This window comes from Nostoc sp. (assembly GCF_036916575.1).
Taxonomy (GTDB): Bacteria; Cyanobacteriota; Cyanobacteriia; order Cyanobacteriales; family Nostocaceae; genus Nostoc.
This window is the reverse complement of the sequence record NZ_JBALGC010000103.1, coordinates 1-21,850: the sequence shown is the minus strand read 5'-3', so window position 1 is coordinate 21,850 and position 21,850 is coordinate 1. Positions and strand designations below refer to the sequence as shown.

The 21,850-nt window shown below is 41.6% G+C and carries 16 protein-coding genes and 2 pseudogenes; 10 read left to right on the top strand and 8 right to left on the bottom strand.

Annotation, left to right across the window (positions count from 1 at the left end; all coding sequences use genetic code 11):
• Nucleotides 1-1,481 (bottom strand): calcium-binding protein (locus V7L29_RS21250; protein ID WP_334736732.1); only part of this gene is annotated, 1,481 nt, incomplete at its 3' end.
• 1,266 nt (nt 1,482-2,747) lie between these two features.
• The gene (locus tag V7L29_RS21245; RefSeq protein WP_334688629.1) at nt 2,748-2,930 is read right to left on the bottom strand and encodes a CsbD family protein; all 183 of its coding nucleotides are present in this window, start codon (nt 2,928-2,930) and stop codon (nt 2,748-2,750) included.
• Nucleotides 2,931-3,459: 529 nt separating this feature from the next.
• On the opposite strand from V7L29_RS21245, the gene V7L29_RS21240 reads away from it, so the two are divergent.
• A complete protein-coding gene (locus V7L29_RS21240; RefSeq protein WP_334736731.1) occupies nt 3,460-4,347 on the top strand; it encodes a TIGR02587 family membrane protein in 888 nt (295 codons plus the stop codon).
• Complete coding sequence (locus tag V7L29_RS21235; protein ID WP_334736730.1) at nt 4,344-4,742, top strand: TIGR02588 family protein; 399 nt, start codon at nt 4,344-4,346, stop codon at nt 4,740-4,742. The genes V7L29_RS21240 and V7L29_RS21235 overlap by 4 nt, the downstream gene beginning before the upstream one ends.
• Before the next feature lie 130 nt (nt 4,743-4,872).
• Here the strand turns inward: V7L29_RS21235 and V7L29_RS21230 are convergent, their stop codons facing one another.
• From V7L29_RS21230 to V7L29_RS21215, 4 genes are all read right to left on the bottom strand, one after another.
• The gene (locus V7L29_RS21230) at nt 4,873-5,640 is read right to left on the bottom strand and encodes a ChaB family protein (protein ID WP_334688632.1); all 768 of its coding nucleotides are present in this window, start codon (nt 5,638-5,640) and stop codon (nt 4,873-4,875) included.
• Nucleotides 5,641-5,798: 158 nt separating this feature from the next.
• Nucleotides 5,799-6,338, bottom strand: coding sequence for a Dps family protein (locus V7L29_RS21225; RefSeq protein WP_334688633.1), 540 nt, complete (start codon nt 6,336-6,338; stop codon nt 5,799-5,801).
• A 389-nt stretch (nt 6,339-6,727) separates the two neighbouring features.
• Entirely contained in the window at nt 6,728-7,084 is a 357-nt protein-coding gene (locus V7L29_RS21220) for a hypothetical protein (RefSeq protein ID WP_334688634.1), read from the bottom strand.
• Nucleotides 7,085-8,235: 1,151 nt separating this feature from the next.
• Nucleotides 8,236-9,336: a glutamate--cysteine ligase gene (locus V7L29_RS21215; RefSeq protein ID WP_334688635.1), complete on the bottom strand. Its 1,101-nt coding sequence runs from the start codon at nt 9,334-9,336 to the stop codon at nt 8,236-8,238.
• A gap of 437 nt (nt 9,337-9,773) precedes the next feature.
• Between V7L29_RS21215 and V7L29_RS21210 the strand changes: the two genes are divergently transcribed.
• The gene (locus V7L29_RS21210) at nt 9,774-10,451 is read left to right on the top strand and encodes a Mo-dependent nitrogenase C-terminal domain-containing protein (protein WP_334688636.1); all 678 of its coding nucleotides are present in this window, start codon (nt 9,774-9,776) and stop codon (nt 10,449-10,451) included.
• A 126-nt stretch (nt 10,452-10,577) separates the two neighbouring features.
• Nucleotides 10,578-11,606 (top strand): GTPase ObgE, encoded by a 1,029-nt coding sequence (obgE, locus tag V7L29_RS21205; protein WP_334736729.1) that lies wholly within the window; start codon nt 10,578-10,580, stop codon nt 11,604-11,606.
• A gap of 15 nt (nt 11,607-11,621) precedes the next feature.
• On the opposite strand, the gene V7L29_RS21200 is transcribed toward obgE, so the two are convergent.
• Nucleotides 11,622-14,450, bottom strand: coding sequence for a PAS domain S-box protein (locus V7L29_RS21200; RefSeq protein WP_334736728.1), 2,829 nt, complete (start codon nt 14,448-14,450; stop codon nt 11,622-11,624).
• A 317-nt stretch (nt 14,451-14,767) separates the two neighbouring features.
• Here V7L29_RS21200 and V7L29_RS21195 point away from each other — a divergent pair, with 317 nt between their 5' ends.
• From V7L29_RS21195 to V7L29_RS21170, 6 genes and pseudogenes are all read left to right on the top strand, one after another.
• Nucleotides 14,768-15,373 (top strand): vWA domain-containing protein, encoded by a 606-nt coding sequence (locus tag V7L29_RS21195; protein WP_334688639.1) that lies wholly within the window; start codon nt 14,768-14,770, stop codon nt 15,371-15,373.
• 55 nt (nt 15,374-15,428) lie between these two features.
• The gene (locus V7L29_RS21190) at nt 15,429-16,034 is read left to right on the top strand and encodes a vWA domain-containing protein (RefSeq protein WP_322731029.1); all 606 of its coding nucleotides are present in this window, start codon (nt 15,429-15,431) and stop codon (nt 16,032-16,034) included.
• A 27-nt stretch (nt 16,035-16,061) separates the two neighbouring features.
• Nucleotides 16,062-16,454, top strand: a complete 393-nt coding sequence (locus V7L29_RS21185; RefSeq protein WP_334688640.1) for a salt stress protein, Slr1339 family — start codon at nt 16,062-16,064, stop codon at nt 16,452-16,454.
• 923 nt (nt 16,455-17,377) lie between these two features.
• Complete coding sequence (locus V7L29_RS21180) at nt 17,378-19,795, top strand: ATP-dependent helicase (RefSeq protein WP_334736727.1); 2,418 nt, start codon at nt 17,378-17,380, stop codon at nt 19,793-19,795.
• A gap of 109 nt (nt 19,796-19,904) precedes the next feature.
• A complete protein-coding gene (locus tag V7L29_RS21175; protein ID WP_334736726.1) occupies nt 19,905-20,636 on the top strand; it encodes a hypothetical protein in 732 nt (243 codons plus the stop codon).
• Between the two features lie 6 nt (nt 20,637-20,642).
• Nucleotides 20,643-20,840: pseudogene (locus tag V7L29_RS21170) on the top strand (hypothetical protein); the annotation flags it as partial.
• 517 nt (nt 20,841-21,357) lie between these two features.
• Here the strand turns inward: V7L29_RS21170 and V7L29_RS35570 are convergent.
• A pseudogene (locus tag V7L29_RS35570) lies at nt 21,358-21,495 on the bottom strand (GNAT family N-acetyltransferase); the annotation flags it as partial.
• Nucleotides 21,496-21,850: the final 355 nt, after the last annotated feature.

The window sequence follows — 21,850 nt, the reverse complement described above, 5'->3', positions numbered from 1 at the left end:
TCATAAATAGTATCAACACCTTGATTGTAACTATTGAAAGCAAAAGTATCACTACCAGCTCCTCCAATTAGGCTATCATTACCAAAACCACCTGTGAGGATGTCATTGCCATTGCCACCATAGATGGTGTCATTACCCGCGTCACCATAAAGGGTGTTATTACCAGTCGCATTAGAGGCAAAGATATAATCATTGCCGTCGCCACCAGAGAGTAGGTTATCGCCTCTTGAACCGCTAGCACTCAAGCTATCGTTACCTGCACCACCGTTGAGGGTGTTCTTGCCAGACGAGCGAGAGTCGTATGTCGTGGAAACATTGCGGGGTTCGTGCGGGTCTTGGTTGGGAGTGTAGCTGTAGTAGCCAGAGATGGAGAGAGAATCATTGCCATCGCCACCATTGAGTAGGTTATCACCTGTTGAACCGCCAGCACTCAAGTTATCGTCACCAGCACCACCGTTGAGGGTGTTCTTCCCAGACGGGCGAGAGTCCTGGAACAAGTAGTCATTTCCTTTGTAGTAGCCAGAGATGGAGAGAGTATCATTGCCAACGCCACCATCCAGTAGGTTATTGCCTGTTGAACCGTCAGCACTCAAGTTATCATTACCAGCGCCACCGTTAAGGGTGTTCTTGCCAGACGAGCGAGAGTCGTAGTCGTCGTCTGGGTAGCTGAAGCTGTAGTAGCCAGAGACGGAAAGAGAATCATTGCCATCGCCCCCATCAAGCAGGTTATCGCCAACGAGGGAGTCATTCCCCGTACCGGCAATTAGGGTATCATTTCCCGTACCACCAATGAGAGTATCATTGCCAGCACCACCCCGCAGCAAATCGTTGCCACTCAAGCCATCGATTTTGTCATTACCGCCCTGACCATTGACGACATCATTTGAGTTGTCTAAACCCGTAATGTTGTTAGATTGGTCATTGAGAAAGGTCACCGTGTTCTTGATACCGATGCTCGTATCAGTGGAGTTGGCATCCAGGACATTAAAATTGTCCGTGATGGTAGTTTGCCCATCAAACAGGATATTACCAATTGCCGGTATTGTACCAGAAGCTTTCAGGTTCTCTAAGTTTTCTAATTTGAAGTTTTGCAGGATGACTTGTGTACCAGCCGCCCCTTCAACCCCTTGAAAGCCGATTTCCAGATTGCTGTCATTCTGTGAGAGCAGCAGATTTTGGGCAGTCAACCCAGCACCAAGGAATTTGATGGTATCGACTTCGGCAATCACTGCTGCTGTTGGGTTTGTTCCTTTACCTATACCACCGAAATCAGTAATAGTATCACTACCGTCGCCCAAGTTATAAACAAACTCATCCTTGCCACCGCCACCAATCAGGGTATCATTCCCCTCACCACCAATGAGAGTATCATTCCCTGTACCACCCTGCAGCAAGTCGTAGCCATCCTTGCCATTAATGATGTCAGCGCCGTTACTACCCAGTAGAGTATCATCACCGTCGGTTCCAATGATATTTGCCATAATTTTTACCTGACTAAATGAATTTTTCCAGTAACTTAAGTTCTCAACCTTGAGTTTAATGCAATTTTAGGGCACAAAAAACTGCCGAAATTTGACGTTTTCGGCATACTTTCATGTCACCCTTGAGGGACAGCAATTTTTATTTGAAAATTCACCCTATGAAAAGGCTTTTATATAGCACTTATCTAACTATCTTGAACTATCTAAGTCTTAGGCACTGTACAAATTCATGAGCGTATACATTTAGGAAAACACATAGTTTCAGGCTTTTTTTAATCATTCTTGATCAGTAACAGTAGCTACGCCTACCCAGCGTTGACTGAAAAAGCGTTGTTAAATCAAGATTCAATGCCTAAAAACTTACACTTAATATTTTACTTTCTGTCAATGCGTAAGCCTTACTGTCTTGAAAATAGGGAAAAGTTAACTCTTGATAGAGAGATATTTTTATGCCCTCCTTATGGGCTATTGCCCGTGGGTGTTTAGCTTGAAAATAGGGAGCATCCAAATAACCCCACAATAATTAATTACATCCTAACGTATTTACTTAAATGTCTATAATTTAAATAAACATCTTTGCATATTCTTCACATTATTTGCCGATAAATATATCTAAAATTATTTATCTTTGTGTATTCTTCATATTTTTCTAGTTATAAGCAATACAGAAAGCAGTAGACAAATGCTTCAAAGAGCAATAAAAAATACATATTTTCCTTAGCGATCGCAGCGATACCTTCTGTGCGAGACCTACGCGTAGCTTGCTTAAAAGTAGGGGTTTACGGTGTATCTAAGCAGGAATCGCTACAAGTTGCCAGAATGAGAACGCAGACATCATCCAACAAAGCCCAAGAACACTTGCTTCCTCATCCGTACCCATGACGAAAGTTGAGGGACCAAACCCAACATCTACTCTCTGTTAACACGGCGTTGCATTGAACAATCGAATGCAAGGTGCTTACAAAAGCACCTTGCAATCCGTGCCGCTTAGTGATGGCACGCTGCCTGTACCACCAAAGAGAGTGTGATTGCGACCGCACTAGTACCACTTCGTGGAATTAAAAATTTCTATGGAGTAAGCTTTGTGTCGATTTTGACTAATATCTTTATTTCTGCTATGTTGTACTAAGCCAAGTTGTTAGTAATTAAACCTTTCAGATTTTATGCCAATATAAAAACTCCACTAACTTTTAGGAAGTGGAGTAATTAATGTTATTTCAGGAATGAATCATCACTAAAATCGCTATTTGCACTGTACAAGCGAAATTAGTCTAAACCTTTCTTCAATTCATCTTTAATGTTTTCTACAGTATGAGTAACTTGGGCTTCAGCTTGCTTTTCTTTTCCTTCAGCTTTATCTTGTGGATTACCGGTTATTTCACCCACAACCTCTTGGATTTTTCCTTCAATATTTTTTGCAGTAGCTTCTACTCTTTTTTCGGTACTCATGGTTTTTATTTCCAGCTTGTAGTTTATTAACCTATTATATAAAATAACAATAGTGTATTCTTATTTACTTCCATCAACCGATAGAATAATCTGATAAGTTATATTAACCTAAGATAGATGCGGAGTGCTAGAGAAGTACGCAACGTCAAAAAATCTGAACATGTGTATGGATAAAATGTATTATATATAGGACTTACGCACAGTTAACGGAAAACGAACCACAGAGAACACAGAGGTCATGGAGAAACGAGAGTTTGAGAGGGTTTTTGCGTAAGTCCTAATATATATTAAAAAATGACTTTTTCTCAAATAAATGAGCTTTAATATCAATTCTATGTGAGGCTGCACATTAACGCCCTCAGGCTCAAAGCTTGGGGTTACAGAAAGAAAGCCTGCCTAGCCGATTGAGCGGGATGCTGGGTGTAGCTTGCTTGCCCATTGGGGTACTGCTTCGCAGGCTAATTATATGTATATTCATAGAAAATTGGTATAAGTCAAAGCAAATTTTCAATAAAAGGAAAGCAAAGGAGTGGCAACAAAACGTCAAAAAAATGTATGGAGGAATGAGATTAATGACATCATTCGGGGTGCTTGTGGAGGTTTTTTATTTGGCATCCCTTTACTGTACACAATGGAGGTTTGGTGGGTTGGATCACTGGCAAAACCACAACTGATGATGATGGCGATCGCATTGATGTTTATTGTGGTTTTTTTGCTCAATCAGACAGAAGGCTTTCGTCAACGCAGATATAGCTGGCTAGCTTATCAACCCGCAATGCATACCGTACAAGCGATCGCTATCGGACTAGCTTGCTCTGCCTTTGTGCTGGTACTATTGCGAGAATTGACGCTAGAAACTTCTTTAAAGGAATCTTTAGGTAAAATCATTTTTGAAAGTGTACCTTTCACTCTCGGTGTAGCATTAGCAAACCAGCTTTTGGGAGATACCAGAAATGGCAATGCAGAAGGACAAGCAACCGATCAGGTAAACAGCACAAGCAAGAACAAAGGGAATGAGTTACACGCCACCTTCGCCGATGTAGGTGGAACCCTAATTGGTGCAACCATAATTGCCTTTAACATCGCTCCAACAGATGAAATTCCTATGCTTGCAGCCGCAGCTTCACCACCTTGGCAGTTGGCAATGATTGCCACATCTTTGCTGATTTCTTATGGCATTGTATTTCAGGCAGGCTTTTCTGACCAGCAAAAGCGTAAACAGCAAAAGGGAATTTTTCAACGACCATCGAGCGAAACCATTATGTCTTACTTAGTGTCACTGCTAGCAGGCGCTTTTATGCTATGGTTCTTTCAAAAATTAACTTTTAGCGACCCTTGGACAATGTGGTTAGATCATACATTGATGCTGGGGTTACCTGCAACTATTGGCGGTGCAGCCGGAAGGTTAGCAATATGACAAAAACAGAACAAAAACCAAAGCTATCAATGGCTGAGTGGGTGACATTCAGCGTCGCCTCACTTATCCTAGCAATCATTGTGAGTCTGGTGGGCTACACTTGGCTGAACGAAAAGAATCAACCTCCCATCCTTTCTGTCACCAAAAAACAAACAATTCGGGAAATTAATGGACAATTTTATGTTCCCTTTGAAGTCGTGAACACCGGAGGAGATACAGCTGAGTCAGTTCAGATTATGGCTGAGTTACTGATTAACGGCAAAGTTGCAGAAACAGGAGAGCAACAAATCGACTTTTTATCTAATGGTGAAAGTGAAGAAGGCGCATTTGTATTCAGCAAGAACCCACGCCAAGGTCAGTTAAATCTGCGTGTTGGTAGCTATAAATTGCCATAGTGAAGATTTAAAACCGCGATAAACGCGGACTAACACAACTGATTGTAGAGTGGGCATTTTGCCCGTTATTAATTCAAGGCTAGCAAGATAGCCACCGAATAAGATTGGATAATTTATTTCTTAGAAATCCTTAAGCTTTGACCTTAGCTTTTGACCAAACACCATTTTCATCTTCATCATATTGCTGGTGAACAGTCTCCCAAGCAGCTTGTTCAGCCGTAAATTCGTCACTTTTCTCATTGAGTACAGCGTTATAGCGCTCAATGAATGTACTCTGAGCTTCATCAGAAAGATGAGCGCGAACCTCAGGAGACAAGTCTTCTGGGCTGTTGCACTGTCCAGGACAAGGGCGAGCAAAAGTTTTTTCAATTGTATGAATTTCTTCGCCACCAGCACTTTCAAGCAGCAATTGAAATTCACCAGCGCGATCGCTCGGAACTTCTGCCATCAATAAGAACTCGCCAGCTTGTAAACGGGTTTGGTAGATAGCTGCTTTATCTTCTGGCATCCCCAAAGTGGTTAGAACCGATACTAGACCGGCACCTGCACTACCTGCGATCGCTCCACTAGCAGCCCCCAACAACACTGCACCAATAGGCCCTGCTGCTACGATTGAACCGACAAAAGGAATAAACAGTACGCCTACACCCGTGAGCAAGCTGAGGAAAGAACCAAACAAGGAACCAAAAACTGCCCCTGTTCTCAAACCTCCCAGAATCACATCCTTTTTAGTAATAAAGCCAGCGATTTTAGTTTCCGACTGGAAGTTTCTGCCCATGACCGAAATATGATCTCTAGGCACACCCCTGTCTAGTAAACGTCGAATCACATCATCAATTTGCTTTTGTTCTTTAAATACAGTAGAAATAGTACGTTCTGCTTTGTATACTTCTGGCACTTAAATACTCCCTGTATTATCTTGTTTTTGCAATGAATATAGTGAATAGGTAGATGCAGGCAAATTAATCCTTTTACACGAGTTGAGGGAGGAATCAACCCTCCCTCAATTCGTTTGACACTCAGTTCTTCTCTACTGAGATGTTATGACGTTATAAGCTATACACCTACAGGAGTCTTAGCCCCTTGTGCTGGCTGTCTACCATCTGCGTCTATTGCTTCCCCTTCAATAAATGAACGCAGCATCCAAGCTATCTCCTCATGCTGTTCCAGCAGTCCAGTTAAAAAATCAGCAGTTCCCTGATCGTGAAACTTTTCACCAGACTGATCCACATGATCCCTTAAGTTGCGAATAACCTGCTCGTGATCTTCCACTAAATTAGCTACCATCCCTGTTGCTGTGGGAACACTACCAGCATGTTCCTTGAGGGTAGCAATCTTAAGAAATCCTTCCAATGAGCCAACCGGATAACCGCCCAAAGCACGAACCCGCTCTGCCACTGCATCAATATTTAGAGTTAGCTTTTGATAGTGTTCTTCCCAAAGCTGGTGCAAAGAGCGGAACTGAGGACCGACGACATCCCAGTGGTACTTTTTGGTTTTCACCAACAGTAGATAGGCATCTGCCAAATCTTGATTCAACAGATTAATTACACCTTGACGCTGTTCTTCTGTCAAACCAATGTTTATCGCACGCATTGTTTTCCATCCCTAAGCAAACTTATTTCTTAAATTATCAAATTTCTGAGATAATCCACATCGACCAAAAGAAATATTGTGAGTGAAATTAATTATCACATCCATAATTTTACTTATGCCTTAATAGGTAGTATTAAGCCAATAATCTCGTAATTAGCGAACTTTATTGATTTTTTCAATTCCAACCAGAAAGACATTAAGTATAATTATAAATGCAAGACATCTGTAATCAGAACTATCTAAACTCAGTTTACCCAAAAATGCTCAGGGTGAACATAGTTGTATACTTAATTGTTAAGTTGCCAGTTTTACATAACTAATTAGTAATGGGTCACTGCTTTTATGCAATCACCCATTACTATCAACAAATTAGCAAACTCTTATTTTTGTTACTTACCTGTAACTTTTTCCAACAAATTCTTTACTGTTTCTTCTGGTGATGTTGCACTCTGTGAATTGTCAGGACGCTTCTGCTTATTAATATCAGCATCTCCCTGAACCTCATTTAGGCCTTTGTTGGACTCCTTTTCAACCTTTTCCAATCCAGCTGGTGGTTCTTTAGCGGCTTCGTCAGTTTTGCGCTGAATATCAAGCAGTTGTGTAGTAGCTTCGGTCGGGTCACTTTGGTAGCTATCGATTGCAAAAGCAGGAAAAGCACTGGATAACAATAGTAAGGCACAACTAAAAGCCACGACTAGAAAACGTACTGGACGTAACATAGATAAAACAGAAGCAATAATCTTCATTTGAAATCCTCGATAACAGCCTTAACAACGCAGAACTTTTACTTAAACAGCGAAGTTCATAACTTATTTAGCAAATTTGAGCAATACTAAAACTAGTAAGTTACGCTTCAATTTTAAAGTTATTCAAAAACGAACTTGACGAAGAAATTGCCTTGGAATTTATGCATTGAATTAGTTAGGGATGATAAGTAAATTCCACCTTAATTCATTAGCAAAAATATTAAATTTCGGATTGACATTCTTCTGTCCGGGTTCCTTATTTTTACTTTTACTTTGAAAACACTAAAGCCTGCATCAATCTCTAGAATGAAGTTTCTTGTATCTGTATTGGCAATAAAATCAGTCTCTAGGTATATCGACTTAATCTAGTTTTGGCAGGTTCATGGCTCTACTGTTAATGTTCAGTTAGCTCTACTTTATCAAATCAAACGATGTTAACCCGGATTATTTCTCAAAGCTTTCAATCTTGAGCAGGATACTTTTAATACCACGGCTAATTTGAGTGATATTAAAAAAGTTCAAGTACTGAGGGATAAGGGTTTCAACAGATGAAATCGCAGTTTTGGTAAATAGATAAAGTCGAGCTTAATCCTTAGAACTTACGCAAAACTACACGCTGTAAGGGCAATTCATGAATTGCCCCTACCTGAAAATCTTTCTTTTTGGCTATTGTTTGCTCCCGTCCTGTTTTGTTGGCAATAGCGTTTGAAACGCGCTTACCCTGACCAGAGACACAGCTCAAGTTTCAGCAGTATAGAAAAACTGCTTGATGGAAATATGGTATTCCGAAGAAGCACGGGAGAAGGGGAGTAGGGTAAACAGGGGCAGAGGCAATACCCTTGGGTTAACGAAATTTATCCGTTGAGGCAGGCAAGGGGAGCAGGGGGAGAAAAATGCTTATCCCAAGTCTATTGAGGGCAGAGGGGTAGGCAGGCACAGAAACAGAGGAGATATATTTTAAAATACAATGATCAGTCTTTGATACTCGTGAATCCACCTTAGAACTCCGTTAACGAGCCTTTGAGCCTCGTAAATAAGTATAAAAACCTACTCTTTTGCCCTCTCTGCCCCCTGCTCCTCTGCTTTCCCTGCTCAAGAACAGCCTCCTGGCTCCTGCCTTGTTTGTTGAAAGTTCCCATTCCTAATTTTCTCTAAACTTGATAAGTCTGCCTTATTACCTCTTCTATTGAACTTACACTATTGAACATTTCTATTAGTTCATGGGATCTTGTTTTTCGCTTCGCGAGCAGCACTTTTAACGGCGTTAAATAATGAACATCTGGGTCATCTCCCAAGGCAACTTCGGCTGCTTGCAAGACTTTTGTCGCATTGCCAAAAATATCCTCGTTATCAAACCCTTCTTTTGCAGAAAGTTGGTGTAATGGTGCATCGGGTATAGTTGCTCTACCCAGCAAAGTTTCATCTAACACCAAACCTTTTAATAATGTCAGCAAAGCCGCATAGATGAAAAAATCATCACAACTATCACAAGCCTTAAATTCAATGCGTCCTACTTCAGCTGGAATGCGGGCGATTTTTGTTAAGGAAGGTATGCTATTAATCAGTTGTTCCTGTTTCTGAACAAAAACCAGAGCTGCTGGTCTTTTTCCGGTTCTGATAAACGTTCGTACCGATAGCCCATCCCATAAACCTCCGTTATAAAAAGGGGAACTGTAACTAAAAGGGACGATATAAGGACTGTAATAAGTTAACTTTCTGCCAATATCAATCACACCTTCAAAAGACAAATGTGCCACTGAAATATTTAAGTCTGGCCCATAAGTAAGCATGGGAATATGAGCAGTTTGTTTTTCAGGGGAAGCTTGTCTTCGTTTTATTTCATAATCATTTAATGGAGGTTGAGGCTCAAAAACAGTGTTGTAAGGATTAAAACTGGTTAAACTCGGTGAGAAACCGAAGTCAGTTGCAACCTCGCATAGCACGCGAAAACTTTCTGATAATTCGGTAATAACAGTTTTAATATTAGAGTGTATAGTTGTTCTAATTTCGATGCCTTTGGGTAAACAGTCAATCGGCTTGTCAGAATCTGCAAATCTTTCAAATCCTTCAATGTACCATCTTTTCTGTTTGATACCAGCGTCCCCGACGCGCAGTTGAGGATAGTCGCTAGGGTATGTGGGTAGCTTTTCAATAATTTGATTGAAATCAGCAAATTTTGTGTGGGAAAAATCAGCAAACTTTCCTTCATTGTTCAAGAAAGCAACTTCATGCTCAATGCCAAATAAAAACATTTTGTATACCTTAATTGCTTATATCTCACCTAATCTAACTAATGCCAAGTGATACGAATCCCACTGAGGATGAAGTAACATTAATAAACAATTAATTAGAGAAAAACGTTGACATATTTAGCTGGTAGGTTCGCATACTTACAAACTTCCATTACTTTGTAGCGCGAATTCCAGTGTAGAATCTTATGAATATTTAAGATACCCCAATTAAATTCAGTATAAGTAAAAAAAATTCTCAAGCTCACTCTCAGATGAATTTTACCCTAAAACCAACTGTTGCGATTTGAAAACTTCTCTGGTTGATGTCTGTATACAGCGATGCCTACGGCTGGCTACGCCTACGCACTTTGTTGATTTTTCTGTGCTGTCCCTATCATCTTCATAGTCACTGGGTAGGGTAGCTTAGTAGTGACTGAGAAAAGCTTGAGACGTGGTTTATGACAAGTACTGTTCAATCCCCCTACAGCAGCGAACAGATTGCCGCTTGGTTGCGTGGACTGCTCACCATTGCTTGGGCAGATGGTAATTTTGATCCCCAAGAACAGGAATTAATTGCCAGCATCACCAAAGATGAATTAGCTCCTAAGATTCAATGGGACTCACTAGAGGTAATTACGCCAGAGGAATTAGCCACAGTGTTGGGTAAAGGTACGCCAGCAGCAGAAAATTTCTTAAGGACAGCGATAATGGTAGCGATCGCAGATGGTACTTATTCTCCCAGCGAAGATCAGCTTCTGCAACAGTTCTGCCAAGCCTTGGAAGAGCCAGAGAATTTCCTGGAAGCCCTTCGCCATACCCTGGAACACTCACAGCAAATTAACTTAACAATCCCCAGCCCTAGACTTACAAAGCGTCAAATTAAGGCACTACACCCCCTACGTGACTGGCTCGATAGGCTAGATATCCAAGACCCAAGAGTCGCCCGCTTTTTGTGTAAAATGATTCCCTCCCAGTGTCCCTTTGAGCGGGATGTCATTTTATTTGGACGCAAGATTGTCCACATCCCACCGATGTGTAAAATTAACCCGTTGTATGAGCAACTGGTGGGCTTACGTTTCCGCGCTCTCTCCTATCTGGCAGATAAATGCGGTGAAGATGTTTCACCATATATTTAGTCATTAGTCATTAGTCTTTAGTCATTAGTTAAGAAGGATAATGTCAAGTAGGAGGTTTCAAGAATTACGGATTTATCAATTGGCAATATTCCAGATGACCAATGACCAATGACTAATGACTAAATTATGCAATTTATCGACCAAGCAGAAATTGAAGTTGAAGCCGGTAAGGGCGGCGATGGTATTGTCGCCTTCCGGCGAGAGAAGTACGTGCCGACTGGTGGCCCCTCTGGTGGTAATGGGGGACGAGGCGGTTCGGTATTTTTCGTTGCCGATGAAAACCTGCAAACCTTGCTGGACTTCAGATACAACCATCGCTTTCAGGCAGAAAAAGGTACTCGTGGTGGGCCAAATAACTGCACTGGAGCAGCAGGAAAGGATTTGATCATCGAAGTTCCCTGTGGTACAACCATTTATGATGCTGAAACTGGCGAATTGCTAGGGGATTTAATTGAGCCTAAGCAGACTTTGCGGATTGCCCAAGGTGGAAAAGGCGGACTAGGAAATCAGCATTTCTTAAGTAACCGTAACCGCGCCCCAGAATATGCCCTCCCAGGATTACCAGGGGAAATAAAGCAGCTGCGCCTGGAGTTAAAACTTTTGGCAGAAGTGGGGATTATTGGCTTACCAAATGCTGGTAAATCAACTCTAATTTCATCTTTATCAGCGGCACGTCCAAAAATTGCAGACTACCCCTTCACTACACTCATCCCAAATTTGGGTGTAGTGCAAAAACCTACTGGCGATGGTACTGTTTTCGCCGACATTCCCGGACTAATTGAGGGAGCAGCTCACGGGGCAGGGCTGGGACATGATTTCTTGCGCCATATCGAGCGCACGCGAGTGCTACTTCATTTGATTGATGCAACTAGTGATGATGTGATTCGCGATTATAACACAATCAAGCAAGAATTACAAGCTTATGGACGGGGTTTAGCAGAACGCCCACAAATTTTGGCGCTGAACAAAATTGATGCAGTTGATCGGGAAACTGTCGATTTGGAGGCGTTAGCTATCCAACTTAATCATCTTTCCTACGCCCCGGTTTTTGTGATTTCAGCGGTTACCCGCATCGGCTTAGAGCCGATGTTACAGGAAATTTGGGGAATTCTCGACCAAATGAAGGTTCCTGAAGAAGTGGAGGTATTTAGCTGACGAAATAATTACTAATTATGTTGACGTATGTTGAATCAGGGGAATCTTAATCATAAACTCAGCGCCTTGTCCTGGCTGCGAAATACATTCTAAAGAACCCCCATGTCTTTCTGTAATGATTTGGTAGCTAATGGCAAGTCCCATCCCCGTGCCTTTGCCAATCGGCTTGGTGGTAAAGAAGGGGTCGAATAGTTGTTTTTTAACATCTTCTGGTATTCCCAATCCATTGTCGGCAATCCTAATTGTTACCTGATTTTGCTCTTGTAGTTGAGTGCGAATGCAAATTTGCGGGGAAGTCATTTGCTCTACCCTGCGGGCGTTTTCCCAAAAAATAGGACAAATGACGAATGACTCTTCCAAGGCATCGATCGCATTTGTCAAAATATTCATGAATACTTGGTTTAGCTGCCCTGCGTAACATTCAACCAGCGGTAGTTTGCCGTATTCTTTGATTATTTCAATTGTCGGACGTTGGTCATTACCCTTGAGGCGGTTTTGCAAAATCATCAGAGTACTGTCGATTCCCTCATGGATATTAACAGCTTTCATTTCGGCTTCATCTAAGCGCGAAAAAGTTCGCAGGGAAAGCACAATCTCTCGAATGCGGTCTGCCCCAACTTTCATCGAGCTGATTATTTGTGGCAAATCTGATTTTAAAAAGTCCAGTTCGATTAGTTCTGCAAAATCCTCAATTTCTGGCACAGGTTGGGGATAATGACTTTGGTAGAGTTGCAAAAGTGAAAGTAAATCTTGGGTGTATTCCTTGGCTGGGTTGAGGTTGCCATAGATAAAATTGACCGGGTTATTGATTTCGTGTGCCACTCCTGCAACTAGTTGACCTAAGCTGGACATCTTTTCACTTTGAATTAAGTGAGTTTGGGTGTGTTGAAGTTGGCGGAATGCTTTCTTGAGGTCTTGAGCTTGTTGTCGTAGTTGCGCTTCCGACTTTAGCAGGGCTTCCTTGGCTTGTCTACGTTCTGTAATGTCCCTAATAACAGCTACCCGACAGAAAGGCTCTCCTGTTTCAGGATGTTTAACCATAAACAGGCTGCAATCAGTGGGAATTTCTATAGCCGTTTGAAAATGTCTATGGCGAAACTCGCCTTGCCAGAAACCATGTTGAAATATCAAAGGAGTAATTTTTTGCTGAAACTCTGCAAAAGCTTCTGGTGAATAAAAATCAACCAAGGATTTGGTTTTGGCTGCTTCTAGACTACTAAGTCCCACCATCTTCAATCCGGCAGGATTCAGATAGAGAATTTGCCCTTCCATTGAAGCAATGCCAATAAAGTCGCTGCTGTTTTCAATCAAGGCGACAAATTTTTGCTGTTCCTCTTCAGCCCGTTTGCGTTCTGTGATGTCTAACACCATTGAGGCAACGCCAATCACCTGGCCATCAGTAGTCACTAACGGGTTGTTATACCACTCACAGACTATCGTCCTACCATCTTTAGTGACGTTCTCGTTGACACTAAAACTCCCTCCTCGTTGTGTTAACAGGGCAGTGAGAATCTCATTTACGTGCTTTTTGGCGTTTTCAGGTACTATGATCTCAAAACAATTCCCCAGGATTTCCTCTGTGGTGTATCCAAAGATTCTTTCTGCTGACCGATTCCATGTCTGAACCTGAAAGTTAGTATTCCATTCAATAATTGCTAAAGGTGTTTGTTCAATCAGCAATGCCAGTCTTTGCTGTGAAGCCCTAAGTTCTGCCTCTGCTTGCTTGTATTCAGTAATATCGCGAAAATACCAAATCCTACCGTAATAGTCTCCTAAAGGTGATGTCTCTCCACAAGCTTCTTGGTGTCCACGTACAGGTGCAGAATAGCGGTCAAAAATCTTTCCAGACTTTAGGAAAATTTCATCACGGCTGCTTTCCTGTGGATGCTGGTAAAGATACTCCACCTTAGCCAGAAATTCCTCTGGATTGATTAGTTGGTCTAGTACCCATCCCAGCAGTTGGCGATCGTCGCGTGTTTCGAGCAGTGCCGCAGGAATTTGCCACAACTGGGACAATTTCTGATTGAATGATGCAATTGTACGATTTTCATTAATAATCAGAATTCCGTCGATGGAAGCTTCTTGTTGAGCTTGGAGTATAGCATTAATCCGATGTAGGTCTGACTCTGCTTGCTGGCATTCAGGCGGTGCGGCTTGCTGTTCGCTAATGTCGCAAAGCAACCAACGCCAACCGACCCACTGACCCTGTGAATCATATATAGCAACCATCCTGATCCGAGTAGGAAAGGCTGTACCTCCTTGTGGCTGTAGGTAGACTTCCCAATCCTGCACCTGCTGCAAATTTGCCAGTTGGGTCATGAATGTTTGGCGGTCTGGTTCTTCCAGAGTTTCCCGAAGTGCGAGGCACTTTTGCAAAAGTTCAGTAAGATCAGTAACTCTGCCAGTCACACCCAGAACTTTACTGGCTTCATTCTGTAAAATGATGTCTCGAATACTACCTACCAGAAATTTATTACCAGTCTCATCTTCAAAGCAAGACTTTTTTGTAGAGATGAGATGGGTTATACCTTGAGCATCGGTAAAAAGATCCTGGCTCTCATTAGTAATATTTGCAGTGAAAATCAGTTCATCTTTTTCCCGGAGCACATCAGCTTCTGCTTGAGGAAAAAAATCATCGTCTGACTTGCCAATTAATTCTTCTCGGCTATGACCTATGAAATCACAGTAGGCGTCGTTAAGTAGTACCCAGCGATGTTGACGGTCTTTGACAAAAATTGGGTCAGATATGCTGTTAATCATCTGATGCAGAAACGCTGGGGAGAAGTTTTGCTGCTGCGTATTTTGTTTTTGCGCGGAGTTATCTAAAAATCTGGAATGGTTCATACCCGAATTTATGTCTAAAATCGAGCTAAACAAAAGCTGTTTAGCTCCGTGTGTGTAAGTATAAGTAGTATTTATTATTCCCAAACTAAATACGGTTGCAACAACCAAACCAATCTCTAACTTTTAGTGTTTCCAGGGGACTGGGGACTATGAAGATTTTGTTCTCTGCGGGAACAAAGACGCACTAGCGAGCGCATTCATCAACTGTGGCGCGGCATTTTTGATTAGCATGATTGATACAAATACTTAAAAGCCTTGCTTACTCGAAAAAAAACGGAGTTAGACTAGAACCACAGGGTAACAATCATCGGAATATTATGATGAGCGATCGCGACTATACATTAATCATTGACAAAAGCGGTAGTATGTCCACACCTGACCAGGTGGGTGGTAAAAGTAGATGGGAGATAGCCCAAGAGTCTACTCTGGCTTTGGCAAGAAAGGCCGAACAGTTTGACCCAGATGGTATTACAGTTTACGTGTTTGCCGGTAGATTTAAACGCTACAATGATGTCACCTCAGCCAAAGTCACCCAAATATTTCTCGAAAATGACCCTGCTGGGACGACAAATTTAGCAGGTGTACTCCAGGATGCACTCAATAACTACTTTCAACGCAAAGCTGCTGGGAAAGCGAAGCCAAACGGAGAGACAATTTTAGTGATCACCGATGGTGAACCAGACGATCGCAAAGCTGTGTTTGAAGTAATTATTCATGCTACTCGCCAGATGGAACGTGATGAAGAATTAGGAATTTCGATCATTCAAGTAGGTTCAGATGCCCAAGCAACTAAGTTCCTCAAGGCTTTGGATGACCAGTTGCAAAGTGTCGGCGCTAAATTTGATATTTGCGACACGGTTACTTTAGACGACTTAGAAGAAATGAGCCTTGTAGATGTATTGACGAACGCAATAACTGACTAATGTGTTGATCACCCATAGTCCAGTAAATCTTAACTCTTAACTGGAGAATTAAATAATGCTAGAAAATCGTGACTATACCTTGATTATCGACAAAAGCGGCAGCATGGCAACCCAAGATCAAAAGGGTGGTAGAACAAGATGGGTTGCAGCCCAGGAATCTACTTTAGCTTTAGCTAGTAAGTGTGAGCAATTTGACCCAGATGGCATCACTATTTATGTATTTTCTGGTAAATTTAAGCGATACGAAAATGTCACATCCAGCAAGGTATCACAAATTTTCCGAGAAAATGATCCCTCTGGTACAACTGACTTGGCAAGTGTGTTAAAACACGCAACTGATGATTACTTACAACGCAAAGCAGCCGGTCAAACAAAGCCAAATGGTGAAACAATTTTAGTGGTTACTGATGGTGAACCAGACGATCGCAAAGCAGTAATGAGGGTGATTATTGAAGCTTCTCGTCGCATAGATCGAGATGAAGAACTAGCCATTTCCTTTATTCAAGTCGGTACAGATCAACAAGCTACCCGCTTTCTCAAAGTCTTAGACGATGAACTCCAAAGTGCTGGTGCTAAGTTTGATATCTGTGATACAATTACTATGGAAGATATGGAGGATATGAGTCTATCGGAAGTGTTACTTAATGCCATTAATGACTAGCTATACCATCTATTAGGAATTGCAAAAATGGATTCCATTGATCAGCTGTTAGCTCAACTCCAAACTGAATACAAAGAAGTACAACCAGAACAGCAGTCAAAATCAGCCACAGCCAAATCCTTTACCTCACCATTGCCAAAGTCGGTATCTTTAATAGATAGTCTTTTGGCAGAAGTTCAGGCTGATTTTGCACAAAAGGATGCTGCTATTGAGTTAAAAAGACAGCAAGAACTAGAACAGGAACGAATTCGACAAGAACAACTCAAAGCTAAAAAACTAGAGGCTTTGAAAGTGCAAGCAAAAGAATGGTTAGCCAAAGTAGATCCACTTTCGTCCGAAGGACTTTGGTTTGAAAGGTTTGCTGAAAGTTACTCCTCAAAATTAGACGCAGCGATTGAATATTTAAGAAACAATGAATAAACAATTTAAAATTCACGCATTTTAGGTTCCAGGGATAAATCTGTTTGCTAGAATTTCAAGTTAGCAATTATTATTTAACCCACATTCCGCACCCTCAACTGGCACATATATTGTGATAGTATTAAACCAAAATTGAAGTAAGTACAGAAGGTAAATAATAGAACATTTTTGTCGAATTATCTGGTTCGATGTGATCAGATCAGCGAATTTTTAGCGCCGATGAATGTTATGCTAAAAATCTTTTAATTTGCATCCTCCAAAAAATAAATCTCTTGTGGGGTGGGCCGAAAAGCCCGCCCTAGTTGTACAAATTAAAGCAAGGGCAGCTTAGAACAAGTACTGACGCTGGTTTGCAAGCTTAACCCCACGCCTAAACAAGTTGTCAAATAGAAAAACGAATTGAAAAATCTGAAAATAATTCTCAAACCAAACTCAAGAAGTTATGTGATGAACAGTTTGCTTGTCGAAGAGATGGAATGAAAGCAGCAGCGAAATTATCTGAACATTTAAAATATCACAACTTAAAAGAGATTATAAATTATCAGTTTTCTAAGTCATCTTTGTCATTTGTTGATGGCTTAAATTGATTATTCATCAAATTCCTGCACTCTTTCAGAAATTATCAAAAATACTAGTCATCTCATCTTAAATAAGATAATTGGGCTTCTGAACTGTTAAAAAATCAGAATTATTCCTTATGTAACAATTGAAGGTGCGGAATATAGGTTAGAAATAGTCTCTTAGCGAAGACAGCCTAAACTACGAACCTATCAAATCAAACTTGATAGACTATTATCAGCAATCTAGTAATTTGGGATGAAAAATTTATAACTACAGATATATCACAGAAAATCATCCAAGATTATTCATATCTGCGGTTTGGGAATTACATTCAACATCTATTTTAAATATAAAATTTGTATATGTCCGACTCTAAATTTACTGCTTCTGTGGCTCAAGAATCGCTCCACTCAGAATTGTCTGAGCGATCGCCTGTTCCTAACCTGCGGGAGAAGATTCTAGCAATCCGCAACAGTTTACGCCCTGGACAGCAACAAATGGCTGACTGGCAATCTGGGCCTTTGGCTATTTCTGCCGTTCCTGGTGCAGGCAAATCTACTGGTATGGCGGCGGCGGCGGCGATCGCGATCGCACGTCAATATGAGCGTTCATCCTCCCGTCGTCACTTAGTAATTGTTACCTTTACTCGCTCCGCTGCTGCCAATATTAAAGCGAAGATCCGTAAAGACTTAAAGAAATTATCCTTACCTCAGACGGGCTTTTTTGTCTATACTCTACATGGTCTAGCGTTAAACATTGCCAGCCGCCATTCTGATTTATCGGGTTTGCAGTTAGAAAATGTCACATTAATTACACCAACCCAAAGTCACCGCTTTATCCGAACAGTTGTAGAGCAATGGATTGCGAATAATTCCGGAATATATTTACGCTTATTACAAGGTCATCAATTTGACGGAGAAGAGACAGAAAGGTTGCGTCGCCAATCGGTGCTGCGAACAGAAGTATTGCCGGAATTGGCTAATACGGTAATTCATGAAGCAAAAAGTTCCGGAATATCCCCAGAAAAGTTGCGGGAGTGGAGTAAACAAACCACAGATGAATATACAATTTTGAGCGTAGCGGCGGGATTGTATGAGCAATATCAAAACTTAATGCGATCGCGTGATTTCATTGACTATGACGATATGATTTTAGCCGCATTGCGGGTTTTAGAAAATGACAGTGCCCGTCGCATCGAGCAAAATCAAGTATTCGCAGTCTTTGAAGACGAAGCCCAAGATTCTAGCCCATTACAAACGCAGCTGTTAGAAATTTTGGCCAGTGATGGGCACAAGGGTGATAACTCCTGTACAGACGCGATTAATCGCGTCTCTACTCCTAACTCCTCACTCAATTTAGTACGAGTTGGCGACCCCAACCAAGCGATTAACTCTACATTTACCCCAGCCGATCCGATTTATTTTCGGCAATTTTGCGAAGAGTGCGATCGCATCAAACGATTGGCAACGATGGATCAAGCTGGTCGCAGTACTAGAATTATCATTGAAGCTGCTAACTTTGCCCTCAAATGGATTAATAATCAATGGTCAGCAACAACGAATAACAAACAACAGACTGCTGACAACCAACAAGTACCATTTCGCTTACAAACAATTCGCCCTGTTGAAGCTAGTGATCCACAAACTAACGCCAACCCAGCACCAATAGGACGAGGACTGGAACTTTATACACCGCGTGACATTCATCACACGGTTGAATTGTTATCTCAAAGAGTGATCAAGTTATTTGGCGAAGATCCAACAAAAAATAGTGCAGCAGTTTTAGTGCGAGAAAATCGCCAAGGACGATGGTTAGCAGAGGCTCTGACACCTGTATGCAAAGAGCATAATATTACACTTTACGATGTGGGAGAACGCGATCGCCGTTCCCATGTTCCTCAAGAGATTTTAGCATTACTGCAATTTTGCGATCGCCCCCACTCCCCCGATTACCTCAAAGCCGCACTAGAAGCATTAGTACAGCGCCAATTAATTCCTACCCAAGACCTCAACGCCCTTGCTAGTCTACCAGAAGAATTTTTGTATCCTGGCCCTCTAGCAGCACCCCAGCCAGAAACAGTCCAAAAAGCCGCTCGCTTGTGTCGCAGCTTACTTCGCGCCCGTTTGGAATTGCCCCTGTACCAGCTAATTTCCTTTCTCGCCTTGACCTTAAATTACGACCAGGCAGAATTGGCAACTGCTGACAAACTCGCAGAACGGGTAAACCAGCAGATAGCCGACAATAGTTCGATGGGGGGAATGCTGTCAGCTTTAAGTGAAATCGTCAGTTCCGAGCGGTTTGAACCAGTGGAAACCGAGGATTCGGAAGAACGTTACACTCGTTGCGGTCAACTGACCATTATTACCATGCACAAAGCCAAAGGGCTGGATTGGGACTATGTGTTTCTTCCCTTTCTCCACGAAAACTTGATTCCTGGGAGATTTTGGGTTCCTCCCCAAAGCCAGTTCTTAGGGGATTTTACCTTATCAGAAGTAGCCCGCGCCCAAATTCGTGCTGCTCTCCACGGAGAATCTACCATACCAGATGTCACACAAGCATGGGAACAAGCAAAGCATTTGAAAATATCTGAGGAGTACCGTTTACTTTACGTTGCGATGACACGAGCAAAGGTTCTGTTATGGATGTCTGCGGCGCAGAAAGCCCCCTTTACTTGGAGTAAGCCGGACAATTTACAAGAACAAACGCCTTGTCCGGTTTTTCCTGCATTAAAGCGCCAATTTCGGGAATGTGTGGTGAATTTAGCGGTAATGACCAAATAAGCTTGATGAAAATACTTGAACAATTAAATGGAAACTGAATTAAAAGTGTAGCGTCAAATGAAGTATCGCCTGTAGTTGTGATATTATCCGTTAAATTTTCAAGGTATCTATGAAATCTATGATCAAAGTATCTGCTGTAATTAAAAGCACCCTCCAGTTGCCCAGAGGAGTTGTATTGACGCTGGCGTTGACGAGCTTGCTATCTTGTGAATTGGGACTTACCCAGAGCAATTCTGCTGCGGCTGTTGTGAACACAAACACCACTCAATTGTCCCAAAGACTCCAGGCGCAATCAAACAATTTGCCGAGAGCGATCGCCAATAGAATTCTACGGGATGCGTCCAAGCGTTCCGGCGTACCTAGACGGGAATTACAGATTACTCAAGTCACATTGAAAACCTTTGCCAATCCCTGTATATTCAATTTTGGAGAAATTTGCACCAGGGAATACAACCCCATTGAGGGCTGGGAAGTAGTTGTCAGAGTCCGGCAAGATTCGTGGACTTATCATGTGAATAAATCTGGTTCGCAAATCGTTTTAGATCCCAAGGTGAGCGCTTTACAGATATTGCCGAAGGCGATTGCATATGCAATTTTAAGCGATGCTTCAAACCATTCTGGGGTAGCAATTGCTGATTTAAAAATTACTCAAGCTACACCAAAAACCTTTGGAAATCCCTGCCAATTTAACTTTGGTGAAATCTGTACCCAGCAGTACGACCCCGTTGAGGGCTGGGAAGTGATTGTCAAGGTTAAAGGGCAATTTTGGACTTACCATGTGAATAAATCTGGTTCGCAAATTGTTTTAGATCCCAAAGTCAGCGCCATTAACAAAAGTTAAATAATCAAGGAGTACCGTTTACTCTACGTTGCGATGACACGAGCAAAGCGTCTAGTGTGGATGTCAGCAGCACAGAAAGCCCCCTTTACTTGGAGTAAACCGGATAATTTACAAGAACAAGCGCCTTGTCCCGTGTTTCCTGCATTAAAGCGCCAATTTTCCGAATCTGTGATGAATTTAGCAGTAATGACCAAACAAGTGTGATCAAAACTTTTAAGGAATTGATTGGAATCCCCAGTTAAACCTCATCTATGTTGAGAACCGTAGTTTTTGCCCTTACCCTAAATCCCTCTCCCTACTTGGGAGAGGGACTTCTTTCCGGCTCCCCTTCTCCCAAGTAGGGAGAAGGGGCTGGGGGATGAGGGTTTTTCTGTTTATACAAAACTACAGTTTTCAACGTGGACGCGGTTTAGTAGCGAGCAGATTGTGAATATTTGTATGAAATAAGCTACCTAAAGTGGAAGTTGGCCTTTAAAAATTGGTGCTGAGATTTTAATCAGAAATTTATTTACCAATGAAAACCCAACAGTTGACAACGACACAACAAAATAGACCTAGCAAGACAAAAGACAGTCTTTTCCTGGCATTAGTATTGGTACTCCTAAAGTACCATTCCGCCAATGCAAGAAAACTTTACAGTAGTATGAGTTACTCAGTGACTAGAGAACACGTAAGTTAATTTTGTAACTCTTATACCAACTTACCAGTCGTGATGCATAAATTAGGATTGAAATAGATTCTTTTGGTCTATTGCCGTAAGCCAACAATCTGAGTATTCCCCTTCATGTAGTTCATGGGCAGGTAATAGCTTTACTTTGACAAAACCACATTTTTCATAGCAACGGATAGCGCGAGGATTATCAAAAGGATTATCTCTTCCTTCATAAAATGCCAAAACTTGTGCATCAGTTAACCATTTTGCCATAAACTCATAATCATATATTTCGTCTTCCATTAGACGAATAGCAATTTCGTCTTGTTCAACTAGCATTTATCGTGTAGATTTTTCTAGCCAATATTTAAATAATTATAGTTTGTTAAAAATGTCTATCATATTGCAAAAATTATGAAAAAGCAAAAGAGAATTCCATGCCCGCTTCGTAAAAATGGAATTCCCCTTAAATTTTTGCCTTACTTCTAACAAAAGATATCTATGCCAAGCTTAAATTTACTCAATTGCCACCAGACACAACAGCTTTATTATGTATAGCAGG